This window comes from Endozoicomonas ascidiicola, from assembly GCF_001646945.1.
Classification (GTDB): domain Bacteria; phylum Pseudomonadota; class Gammaproteobacteria; order Pseudomonadales; family Endozoicomonadaceae; genus Endozoicomonas; species Endozoicomonas ascidiicola.
Window position 1 is genome coordinate 91,491 of the sequence record NZ_LUTV01000009.1, and the last position, 12,219, is coordinate 103,709.

Annotated in this window: 9 protein-coding genes; 5 read left to right on the forward strand and 4 right to left on the reverse strand. The window is 46.0% G+C overall.

Annotation, left to right across the window (positions count from 1 at the left end; all coding sequences use genetic code 11):
- Positions 1 to 140: 140 nt before the first annotated feature.
- On the reverse strand, positions 141 to 1,289 hold the full coding sequence (locus AKL11_RS21840) for a hypothetical protein (protein ID WP_067521980.1): 1,149 nt from the start codon (positions 1,287 to 1,289) through the stop codon (positions 141 to 143).
- A 22-nt stretch (positions 1,290 to 1,311) separates the two neighbouring features.
- Positions 1,312 to 2,148: an IS630 family transposase gene (locus AKL11_RS21845; RefSeq protein WP_157673403.1), complete on the reverse strand. Its 837-nt coding sequence runs from the start codon at positions 2,146 to 2,148 to the stop codon at positions 1,312 to 1,314.
- Positions 2,149 to 2,780: 632 nt separating this feature from the next.
- On the opposite strand from AKL11_RS21845, the gene tnpA reads away from it, so the two are divergent.
- The 4 genes from tnpA (at position 2,781) to fabV (ending at position 6,713) form a co-directional block, all read left to right on the forward strand.
- Positions 2,781 to 3,209, forward strand: a complete 429-nt coding sequence (gene tnpA / locus AKL11_RS21850; protein ID WP_067515084.1) for an IS200/IS605 family transposase — start codon at positions 2,781 to 2,783, stop codon at positions 3,207 to 3,209.
- 355 nt (positions 3,210 to 3,564) lie between these two features.
- Positions 3,565 to 4,047 (forward strand): 5-(carboxyamino)imidazole ribonucleotide mutase, encoded by a 483-nt coding sequence (gene purE / locus AKL11_RS21855; RefSeq protein WP_067522136.1) that lies wholly within the window; start codon positions 3,565 to 3,567, stop codon positions 4,045 to 4,047.
- A gap of 72 nt (positions 4,048 to 4,119) precedes the next feature.
- A complete protein-coding gene (locus tag AKL11_RS21860) occupies positions 4,120 to 5,271 on the forward strand; it encodes a 5-(carboxyamino)imidazole ribonucleotide synthase (protein ID WP_067521983.1) in 1,152 nt (383 codons plus the stop codon).
- 239 nt (positions 5,272 to 5,510) lie between these two features.
- Positions 5,511 to 6,713, forward strand: a complete 1,203-nt coding sequence (fabV, locus tag AKL11_RS21865; protein ID WP_067521985.1) for an enoyl-ACP reductase FabV — start codon at positions 5,511 to 5,513, stop codon at positions 6,711 to 6,713.
- 94 nt (positions 6,714 to 6,807) lie between these two features.
- Here fabV and AKL11_RS21870 read toward each other — a convergent pair whose 3' ends face one another.
- Positions 6,808 to 8,628, reverse strand: a complete 1,821-nt coding sequence (locus AKL11_RS21870; RefSeq protein WP_172807357.1) for an RING-HC finger protein — start codon at positions 8,626 to 8,628, stop codon at positions 6,808 to 6,810.
- Between the two features lie 595 nt (positions 8,629 to 9,223).
- Here AKL11_RS21870 and AKL11_RS26735 point away from each other — a divergent pair.
- Entirely contained in the window at positions 9,224 to 9,376 is a 153-nt protein-coding gene (locus AKL11_RS26735; protein WP_157673717.1) for a hypothetical protein, read from the forward strand.
- A 283-nt stretch (positions 9,377 to 9,659) separates the two neighbouring features.
- Here AKL11_RS26735 and AKL11_RS21875 read toward each other — a convergent pair whose 3' ends face one another.
- Positions 9,660 to 11,351 carry an RING-HC finger protein gene (locus tag AKL11_RS21875; protein ID WP_067521990.1) on the reverse strand — a complete coding sequence of 564 codons (1,692 nt, stop codon included), beginning with the start codon at positions 11,349 to 11,351 and terminating at the stop codon, positions 9,660 to 9,662.
- Positions 11,352 to 12,219: the final 868 nt, after the last annotated feature.

Consider the following 12,219-nt stretch of genomic DNA (forward strand, 5'->3'; position numbering starts at 1 on the left):
ACTTGATAGAAATGCTATGGCAAAAGGTGAAGTATGAATGGTTGAATCTCTTTGAGGTCATGGACTTTAAGGCGTTTGAAGCAGAAGTCATACGAGTGTTTGAGCAGGTCGGTCAGGAATATATGATTTCATTTGGTTAACTACTTAATCTGTTTTTCCTGTACTCTTTCTGCTATTTTAATCATGCACGCATCATAATCATTTTTTATTTTTGCGTACTCTTCCTGGGTTGTTTTTTTATTGGTGACACCGGTTTTTATTGGCTTAAAAGCATTAATACATTCATATTCTTCATCAGTAACTTTAATCTGACCGCAAACGATATCTGAATAAATTGACCCGCTATTGCGAATCTTTATGTCAATAGACAGTGACGCCTCCCCCAATAACCCATAGGCTGTAATAAAAAAGCGATAGAACTGATTATGAATTTCATACTGAACTGTAGAAATGTGATAGCAATTTCCCCGGCCATTGTTGATTCCCCTGAAGGGCAGTTCTTCAAGATCGGCTTTGGGCGAACGAACCGCTGCATACATGGTTCGTTGCATTATCTGCAGTTTTTTAAAATCTTCACTGAGTTTCTCAGCCGTTGGATTGGTATAAGCATTAAGTTGTGTTCTGTATAGGTCAAACTTGGTTTTTAATATGTTACGGAGTTTATTGTGGTTATTAATATAGGTAGGGATCGGTATTTGATCTATTTCTTTGTCAATACCTGCCAGTAGTCGATCAATGTTTTGTCTGATTGCTGGTGCACTCAAAGACTGCGTTGGCTGAATGTGAATCATAGGTGCTTGTTGTTCAGGTGCTTTTGCATCAATCACTTCCTTCTTTTGCTCCTTCTTTTGCGTGACTGGCTCAGCTTCCGTTTTAGAGGCTGCTGCTTGCCAGGAAGGCGTGGGGGCGTCGTTAGTCTGAATTGGAGCTACTGTGTTAACCGGAATAACGCGAGGTAATCCTGATTTGCGTGATGGCCCAGATGCTCTGTGAGTATCTGACTCAGTACTATCAGGAAGATCAATAGAGACTTTCTTTTCTGTCTTTGGGAGCGGTGTTTGGTCATTATTACTTGGCGTTGAGGGCTGAGTTGGAACCACGCTAGAGTGGGTGGGGCGTCGGACTGTCTTCACGACAATCTGATCCTCTGGCACGATAGAAATGTCACGCTCAGTGAGTTGTTTGTATAAGCTTCTGCCCGCTTTTGTGCTGTAGATACCGGAATTATCAGTTTGATCGACGGCTTTCAGATAATTTTGTGCATCCGCAACCGTGACTTTATAAACCAAAACTCACTTGAAACCATCGGTTTTATTTTGGTTTTGGCTTAACCGGTTTTCTGAGCACCTCTTCCTCCTCGTCAAGAGACGTCTTGGTATGGAGTCTGTCGGCTAACTCGACTGGTTTTTGGTTAATCTGCACGCAGAAGGCTTTGACATTCTTCACCAGTTCATCTTGGGTGCTATGACAATAATGATAAGTTACCTCCTCTCTCAACCAACGCCAAAGAGCCTCAACTGGCATAAAATCAGGACTGTACGGAGGTAGCCAGACTAGCTCTATTTTTAGATTTTTTGCAGCCTCGCAGACGTCAAATGACCGATGATAGGACGCACCATCCCAAATAACAGTAATTTGTCGTTCAAGATTCTCCTGTCGAATACGCTCCAGAACATTCACAGTATGTTGTGAATTGCCTTTGGGGTATGGCCAAATCCTAACCTGGCCCTCGTTGTAGTAATAAATCCCGTAAAACGTGACTTTGGATAGCCCTGGAGAGCAAGAAGACACAAAGAGTCTACCGCCTTTAGCTGACCACCCACTACCGATATCCGTATCCTGATGAATGTGCGCTTCGTCAATATAAACGATCAGTTTTTCTTGCCTGGTTGCCTGCTGAAGTAACGGCTCAAGCTGCTTCAGATAGTCTGCTCTTTTTTCAGGATCGGCACGATTCAGGAGCTTCTTCGCCTTTTTCCAGGAGATATTATTCCTTTTCAAAACACGGCGAATAGTTTCCCGGGAGCAAGTAAAGCTCCATTTCACCTTGCACCAGTTTACTAACCTTTTAAGAGTCCAGCGAGGGAGTGACGACTTTTCAGCATTTGCAGCGGCTTCAGCCGAACGGTGGATGGCTTGAGTGATGATTGAGGTAACGGTTAGACAAAAGGGGGGTGCCCGCCTGTACGCTTATACTGGAGAGCTTTTGGGCCGAATTCATTATAAGCTTTGATCCATTTCCACAAGGTGTGTGTTGCGCGTTTGGTGCTGAAGGCCACCTGTGAAGCGGATTGCTCACAACAGACTTGATAAAGGGCCATAAAGCGTTCGCGCGTCCTATGGTGAGGTTCTGATAATCCAGATTGATAGAGGCATTCTGGGGATTGATTCCATTTATCGTGTAGGACTTTAAGCATGAATCGAATAGTTATGGCAAAAAATGATCTGTAATTATACGTCTTGAATCGTTTTTCGTTTCATGCTTTGGATCAATTTATCTGCTCATTTAGAACCGTATGTTTCAAATGAGTTTTGGTTTATAAGCCAAAAGCACCTGCAACATAAGCAATGGCTGTTCGCAGGCACTTCATGGGTAAGTAACTGTTTTTAGACAGATTCCATGCATATGAGGCCGCTGGTAATGCGTTCAAATACAAGTTGTTACTACTCATTACCTATTACCCTTTATTAGTCTTTCGTAAGGTTAAAACCACCGGCTTTAGCCGGTCAGTTTTAGCTATGATATTTTGTCGCAGTTATCTGGATGTAGAGGTTCTGCGATGGACTACAGGTATGGCAGTCACACAGTATTTAATATTCAGTACCACTTTGTGTTTGTCACGAAGTACCGGTATCAGGTGCTCAAGGGAGATGTTGGCTTAAGAGCCAGGGAGCTGATAAGAGAAACGTGCCAGGCATTTGAGATAGAGATTCTTAAGGGAGTGATTAGTAAGGATCATGTACATCTGTTTGTGTCAGCGCCTCCGAATATGGCTCCGAGTGAAATAATGAGGAGGGTCAAAGGAAGGTCGTCTACAAGATTGTTTGAAAGTTTCCCTGATTTGAAGAAGCGATACTGGGGAAGGCATTTTTGGGCAAGAGGCTATTTTTGTGTCACATCGGGAAAGGTGACTGAAGAGATGATCAAGGAGTATCTGGATCATCATTTTGAGCCCAAAGTAGATGATAGCTTCAGGACTGAATACTAACGCGTCTTGGACGCGTATCCGGACTTTCAGTCCGTAAATCTAACCCACCGGCTTTAGCCGGTGGTTGTTGAGTCTGAGCATACAGTCTTAGCCGCCAGAACCTTCCGTGATGAGTAACAGGCGGTAATTCTCCACATAATAATGATGAGTGACTCTGGTTTGCCTAACCAGAGTGTTCAGGGTGCTAACAAAGTCATTCTCAAGCATTCAAAATCCAGCGTATTGTTAGCAAATATATCGCCGGTGTTGACTATATGGCTCTGTATGCAGGCAGTTAGCCCCAGAAATTGATAGTCGATCCATTCACTCCTTCCAAGCCTATGCTATGATTCTGCGTTCTGAGAAAGGAGCGGTTATGACGGTTGGTATAATAATGGGGTCTAAATCGGACTGGCCCACAATGAAACACGCAGCGGATATGCTGGACCACTTCGGAATCAACTACGAAACACAGGTTGTTTCTGCCCATCGTACGCCCCAGCTATTGGCGGATTACGCCTCTCAAGCTGTAGATCGAGGCATTAAAGTGATTATTGCCGGTGCTGGTGGTGCGGCGCACCTTCCGGGCATGGCAGCGGCATTTACCAGCTTGCCGGTGCTGGGTGTTCCGGTGAAGTCAAAAGCCCTGAACGGTATTGATTCTCTACTGTCTATCTGCCAAATGCCCAAAGGTGTGGCGGTCGGCACCCTGGCAATTGGTGAAGCCGGTGCTGCTAATGCAGGCCTTTTGGCTGCTCAGATTCTTGGCTGCCAGCAACCGGAATTATTGGCTAAAATTGATGCGTTCAGAAAAGAACAGACTGAGTCCATCCTGGCGAATCCGGATCCTGCAGAATAAACAGCCATGCATTCCGTTGCAGTAACGCCACTAACGTAGAGCCAATAACTAGAGAGTGTGCAGAAGAGTTTCATGGACATATTAGTTCTCGGTGCCGGTCAGCTTGCCCGTATGATGAGCCTTGCGGGTGCGCCGCTGGATCTTAATGTCACCGCTTATGATGTTGGCTCCGGTCACATCATTCATCCCCTGACGCAACAAAAATACAGCCTGACCCTGGCAGAAGCCATTGCTGGTTGTGACGCTATTACCGCAGAATTCGAACATATTCCCGATGATGTGCTGACGCTGTGCGATGCCTCGGGCAAATTTTATCCTGGCCGACAGGCGATCAAGGCGGGTGGTGATCGCAGCATTGAGAAAGCGTTGTTGCAAAAAAACGGAGTGCCCTGTGCGCCCTGGCAACTGATCACTGAACGAGCGCATCTTGATACTGCAATTGAGAGCCTCGGAAAACCTCTGGTCATCAAAACCTGTCAGGCAGGGTATGATGGCAAAGGCCAGTGGCGAATCAAAGACGGTTCGGATATTGAGCAGATCTGGTCAGAAATGCAGGCTTTTCTGCACAAGGGCAGTACCGATCATCCTCACTCGATTATTGCGGAACAGATGATTCCGTTTCAGCGTGAAGTCTCCGTGATCGGTGCGAGAGGTAAAGATGGCAAGGTGGCGATTTACCCGGTCACAGAAAATGAACACTCCAAGGGTGTGCTGACGTTATCCATCGCCGTCCCCGTTGTGGAATCCATTCAGCAACAGGCAGTAGATGCCTTTACTCGCCTCAGCACCGAGCTGGAGTATGTCGGTGTGTTGGCCATCGAGTTTTTTGAGGTTGATGGCCAGCTCATGGTGAATGAAATTGCTCCCCGGGTTCATAACTCTGGCCACTGGACGCAACAGGGCACTTTATGCAGTCAGTTTGAAAACCATATGCGGGCTGTTGCTGGCTTGCCTTTGGGATCAACGGAGATGCTGGGTGTCAGCGCCATGATTAATGTGCTGGGGCAATCGTCAATCCCTGTCGATGTGCTGTCGGTATCGGGTGTTACCAGCCACTGGTATGGGAAAACTCAACGTCCCGGACGTAAGATGGGGCATATCAATGTAGTGGCTGATGATCGTCATTCGTTGGGAAGAAAATTAATTGAGCTGTCCGGATATTTATCGGATGAGCACTATCCTGGTGTTCTTGCCATGGGGAATGTTCTGGTAAATTCAAAATAAAGGTTTGGTATTTACTAACAGAAAAATTGGCGCTCTTTAAGAATATCAATATGCTACTTTTCGCACCGTTGTCACTTGTGCAACAAAAGCAGGTAGCAACTTGTCACACAATCATCCTTAAACGCTACGGTCTTATCCGTAGCGGCTCTTTTCTAGATTGTGGCTTTTGGCTATGCTACCCCGTTATTTACCTGTCAGGGTGCTTAACCCTGTAACCGTAATACCAGCTGGGAAAAACGATGATCATCAAGCCAAGGATCCGCGGATTTATCTGCACCACCACTCACCCGGTGGGCTGTGAAGCCAATGTTAAAGAGCAAATTGCATACACTCAATCCCTCGGCCCGGTAGACAATGGCCCGAAAAAAGTGCTGGTGATTGGTGCTTCCAGTGGTTATGGGCTGGCTTCTCGCATCACGGCAGGCTTTGGTTCTGGCGCTGCCACCATTGGTGTGTTTTTTGAAAAACCGGCCTCTGAAACCAAACCGGGCACCGCCGGCTGGCACAATTCTGCAGCCTTTGAAAAACTGGCTCATGAAGCCGGTCTTTACGCAAAAAGCTTGAACGGTGATGCGTTCAGCCATGATGCCAAGCAGAAAGCCATTGAGCTGATCAAGCAGGACCTGGGTCAGGTGGATATGGTGGTGTACTCCCTGGCATCACCGGTTCGCAAAATGCCGGACACCGGAGAAGTCATTCGCTCAGTGTTGAAGCCCATGGGTAAGCCTTATACGGCGACCGCCGTGGACACCAACAAAGACGCACTATTCGAAGCCACGGTAGAACCCGCAACGGAAGAGGAAGTCGAGGCAACCGTTACCGTTATGGGTGGTCAGGATTGGGAATTGTGGATGAAAGCCCTGTCTGAAGCCGGTGTTCTGGCGAAAGGCTGCAAAAGTGTTGCTTACAGCTATATCGGCACCGAACTGACCTGGCCAATCTATTGGGAAGGCGCGCTGGGTGTGGCCAAGAAAGACATGGATCGTGCTGCTCATGTTATCGACGACAATATGAAAGCCATCGACGGCTCTGCGAATATCGCGGTTCTGAAAAGTGTCGTGACCCAGGCCAGCTCAGCGATTCCGGTGATGCCGCTCTATATCTCCATGGTCTTTAAGAAAATGCGTGAAGAAGGGGTGCATGAGGGTTGTATCGAGCAGATCAACCGGATGTTCCGTGATCGTCTATACCGTACTGATGGACAAGCTCCAGAGTTGGACGACAGCGACCGCTTACGATTGGATGACTGGGAGTTACGGGACGATATCCAGCAACATTGTCAGGAAGTATGGTCGCAATTGACCAATGAAAACCTCAGGGAGTTAACGGATTATACCCTTTATAAAGAAGAGTTCCTGAAGCTGTTTGGTTTTGGTGTAGACGGGGTTGATTACGAAACGGATGTCAATCTACAGGATAATTTTGAGGTCACTACTATATAAACCTCTCCTTATAGACTGTTGAAGTTCTACATTAATCTACAAAGATGCTTCAAGACTGAGCGAATGATCAAATAACTCAGTCTTGAAGTGATGATCAGGACAAAAATACTCTCATGCTCTCACTTACGGTTTCACGACATGTTGGGCATTTTTTTGCATTTTTGCCACAACCCCAACAAGCGGTGTTATGCCCGCATGGAAGAAAAAGCGTGCTTTCTGTTGGTAATAGTTTTTTACACATCTTACAAAAATGAGTGAGACCAAGCCCTTGTGGGTTGCTGGCGGCGGGTTCATTGCTCTGGTGCCGTGGCGTTGTGGCATAGGCAGAAGTACCTGCAGTCTGATCAAGTGGGGGGGCCGCTGAGTTCTGAGTATAGGGTTCAGGAGTAGGCTCTTCTTCTATTTGACTGTCTAATATTACACCCACAAGCTCTGACACACTGTTATAGGGAAAAGGTGAATGGACTGTCGTTTGTGCTGTAATTTTCTGAGTCAGCGCATCTTTCAAAGCCTTGTCATTACACACTATACCTTGAGCATTGTGTGCACATTCATGCTTTAACCACCCGGTAATTATATTGTTTTTCTCCTGTCTGGGGTCAACAATGCGGGGCTCTGTTGCTTCATGTGGCCGTATTTGCCCATTGGGAAAACTCGTACCACCGTTCATCAAAACAGCACCGGTCGATGGAGTGCCATGAGAGACTTGAACTCTGTTACTCACATGCCCTGGCAGACCTGGTTGATTAATATTTGGGATTAAAGTCGCAACTTGCTGAACGACAGCCGGCTCTATTTGTTGGTTATGTTGGCGTTCAGTCCCCAAGGGTTGCTGGTTGGGGCGCTGGATATAGGGGAATGTTGATGCAACTTCTGCAACATATTCAAACCCTTTTTGTTGGAGCAAAAACTCGCACTTATGGTAGTATTTTGCATGTTCTTGCCAGGGTGACCGTAGCTCTTCTTCTTTCCAGTTTTGTAAACCGCCAGCACAATACCAGCATGATACGGCGTCATTATTGCGACCAGCCTTATAGGCATTATAGAAAAAGCCCGCTTCAGCCAGTTTCAAATAGACTTGTGTTGGAAATGGCTGACAGCTATGTGTGTTTTGGCGGGTGGTAGGGTATGTTTCTATTCTGCTCTGTAATTCGCGCATATCTGCACGGGCTGGGCTATCACAGGGGAACAGCTCAATGTTTTCTGCGGAAGAGTGAGCTGCTGATTCGTTTCTATTGGCAGTAGCAAAAGACAATCTGTTTGCTTCTTCCCTTAAAGGACGTTGTAAAGGCTGCACCTGTGAGTGTGACGGATGTGGCTGTTGTCTACTACGGTACTGAGGCATGCTCCAGGCATCCTGAATTTCTTGTGCAGCCGTGACAGACGCGGAAATTGAAGGGGGCACAGGAGCAGAGGAGAATAATGCATACGTCGAAGTGGCGAGAGACCGATATGATTCTGGGGTAAGGTAAGCTTCGTCTACAAATTGAGGGTGCTCAGTTAATGGGAAAGTATCGTTGGACGTTTCTCGGTTATGGGCAAGGTTGCAGCTAATATAATGAAGTTGCCTGCTGTTTAAAGGTGTTTTGTTTTGTGCCCAGCCATGGTGCCGGATATTACAATCAAAGCATTGGGTGAGATCCTGGTAACCCGTGTAAAAGAAACCATATTCCGCCAGTGTTGCACATTCAACGGACACTTCCTCGGGAAAGTGCTGGAAGGTGCCCATTCTGAATATACATCTGTTTGTATTTTCTGGGCTATTCAGGCCTGGGATAGCTCGTGTTTCATCAGTCGGCGGAGTGCTGTCTGGATTATAGAGACGTAAACCTGTCGATGTGATAGTACTATTTTCTTCTGGACCATCTGATTCTATATCCCTTACCTCGACACCATCCGTTTCATCTGCGTTCACAGTTCCTTTGAATCCATTTAATACTAAAGATGGGCTATGGATAGTTATATGTCTGACCTGATTTTGATTACTGCGATTTGTAGTCTGTTGATGAACTGTGCTGTCGTTTTTTCTGGGGATTATAAGGCTGGTTGAAGCCGGGTTGGAGGCAAACATATCTGCCCGCATTCCAGAGCTTAGCTGTCGTTGGAGCCCCCGGTTTTGCAGGGCAGACCTGAACTCAGGGTCAAAAGGATTAAATTCTGAATAGGGGCTTATTGGGGGGGTAGTAGGAGTGTGAATAGATAAGTTCATAGTTTGTTTCTCTAACTGGTTCAGCAGGCTGGTCTGCACTACTTTGTATCTGTTAGAGGGTGTTAAGGGTTTCTGGTTCCCTCCAGTTAGTCAGTTTTAATTCGGTTAAAGTATTAATGGTTCTTTTTAGGCGGTTCAACTGTAAATAGACATTCTGCATGAGGAAAAGTGATGCTTGGTGGAAAATATGATTTCATTTGGTCAACTACTTATAGCCCTTCACCATAGATTGATTCAAAAAAAAGATACGTTGCCATATTTTACCTCAGATTTGAGCTGACCTGATCAATCTACAGGGAAAGTGCTCACTCTCGGTGTTGCGAAAGAGAATCCCAACCGTGCAGCGCATGCTATCGACGACAATATAAAAGTCATCGATGTCTCTGGGAATATCGCGGTTATGAAAAGTGTAGTGACTCAGACCAGCTCGGCGATTCCGGTGATGCCGTTCTAAATCTCCATGGTCTTTAAGAAAATGTGTGAAGAAGGGGAGCATGAGGGTTGTATCGAGCAAATCAAATCGCCTATACCGTACTTTTGTCCAAACTCCAGAGTTGGACAACAGCGACCGCTTACGATTGGATGACTGGGAGCTACGGGACGATATCCGGCAACATTGTCAGGAAGTATGATCGCAATTGACTAATGAAAACCTCAGGGGGCGTTCTCAATGGACCGTTTATGTGACCGTTGAGAACCTCTATATCGTTGGTTTAAATGACTGCGAAGTTGCCCCATCAAGAAAGATAGGATCTGACCTTTTCTGTGATGTGAGTCTTGCACACAGGACAATTGCGTGCCCTTTCCCCGCAGGGCACGCATGCAGTTAAATGACCACAGGGTACAAATACCACGCAGCTTTCCTCTCTGTGACATATCTTGCATTTTTTTTGAGCTTCCAGTCTGGCAACCTCGGCTTCCTGTGTCTGTTCTTGGGGTTGAGATGTTCCAGACATTTGCTCAACGTGTGGTTCGGAGGTGGTTGCCTGTTCTTCGTTGTTTGAGGCCAGACTCTCATACTCATTCTGTGTTTCTATCAGCGCGTCTACAAGATCACTGGCTGAGGGGAATGGAAAGAAGTCCTGACTATTATTACCTCCATCCAGTTTTCTCTTAATGACCATAAAGATGTGTGACTCTTCAAAGCCCATATCTTTTGCGGTATTGGCACATTCATTGGAGTCCATCCAGCTACGTATTTTGCTCTCTTGATTTTGTCGTTCCCTTTGAGGATCAATGATTTGGAAGGAAGGTGTCTCGGACTCATTGTATGGAATATTCAGATTCTCAGGCCCTGACTCAACTTGCCTCAGGCTTGGTGCTGTTGAAGCTTGCGATCTCAGAGGGTTAGGGCGCCGCAGGTTAGGGAACTGACAGGTGACTTCATGAACATAAAGAGGGCCTTTGTTTCTCAGTAAGTGCTCGCAATGGGGATACCATTTGGCATGTTCGAACCATGGGTCATCGTCACGTTCCCAATTATTCAGGCCTCCATTACAGTAATAGCATTTTGTCCGATCTTCATTATTTAGATAAACCATACCCGAAGCGGCAATGTCTAAAGGTTCTGCGTTTGTTAGTCCACGCCATATACAGCGCCCCTGTACGTCGTGAAAAGTTGTTATTCGATCGACAAGATCAGCATATTCAGGCTTAAAAGGGTTAAGGCAAGGGTATTGCTCGGCGAGCAAACGTTCAAAATTAACGCTTGCAGAGTTTGCATCTGGATGTCGATGTGCTTGATTCTCTGGGTAATGATTTTGAGTAGGCTCCTGAGTAGTCCTCTGAGCGTGTTGGTGTGTATTACTGGTGCTTGTTGCGGATAATTGGCCGTTACCTTGCTGGTTCGACGTAGATGGACGTGTGCTTCTGTCTTGAAAAAAATCTTCCAGCTCATCAAAGGGGGTTCTGTTTGTTGCTTCAGGATGGCGGACTGAAGGAAGCAGACCTGAAGCTTCCTGAGTGGAGTGCGTAGCAGGAAAGCTGCCTGAAAATGCAGGTTGAGCTCCAGATAAAGGGATATTCCTGTTTTCGCTACCATTAGCAAGTGCACAGTTGGCCTTATGCCAATGCATGTCGCTTACCGAATACCCATCAGGCAAATCAGCGATAATGGATTGACAGCTAAAGCACTGCAACTGGTTATTGCCGATATGGAAAAAACCGAATTCTGCTAGGTGAAAAAGGGAGCCCTCAGCTGTATTAAAAGTGACAATGCGGGCAATATGCCTGCACATCTTGTCGGTTTCGTTAGAGCCTGATGACTCGTTGGGGGCATCAGACTGAATAGCTCCTCTGCCAGGCACGGGAGTGACATTATAGTTCAACATCCTGCCTTGCTGTTGGCTGATGAGAGCAGCCCCAAAGCTATGATCAAATGGGTTGTAATTAATATTCCCAGAGCTTAGGGGGGTGGTTGCTACTTCCATCGTTAAACCTCATTTTTTCTAACGAGTGAAGCTATTAATAAGGGTTTAAGCCAGCTTCCCCGTAATATTTATGGATTAAGGGGTTAGATGGCTTAAGGGGTACTAAGTTCCCTGAAAGGTCTGAATTTTATATCAGAGTGGTTAGGGGCTTTATTAACCGTGATGTTATCTGAAAGGTCTGAATTTTATATCAGAGTGGTTAGGGGATTTATTAACCGTGATGTTATTATCCCCGTCGCCTTTCAAGTTGCTACTTTGTTGGCTGTACTCGCTCACTTGCCGTCGCGTAGCAACTTGAAATCCTTTGGGTATATACCAATTCTGTTTTTAAATTATGGGCTGCGCAGCTATTTGGACTTACTGGATCTGCGTTGAAGTTCCTTGCTATAGCTACGGCTATAGTTCCTATGCTAGACCTGAATATTATGTATCCACTCAGCCAGAAATCTTCAACTTCATTTGCACAACTACAAATCTATTGCCTGTAAGATTGACTAGTTCAGTCGGGGCGCATCATTCAAGTGATGCAGTATTTTGTTAACAAATGCAGTGATTTCTCCATAGTGAATGGCAAGGTCAAACAGCGTGGCCAGGTTGGGAAGCTGGATAGTCTGAGTGGGGGCATTGAGACCTGTGGCGGTAGCAGTGTCCAGAGTTGTCGTTAGAATGGTTACTAATAATAGAGCTAGGAGGCTGTCGGACTTGAAAGTAAAAACCGGAGATGGGCAGCAATAAAGTCAAAAATCACAGAATCCAGTCTGGAAGCACTGTTTATGTCGTCAGTCTCTTATGCCCAAATATCCAAATAAATGGCTCTTTTGAAAAATGAGTGGGTAAGTGTATATTTGCCCACCTTCTTTTTTGTTGC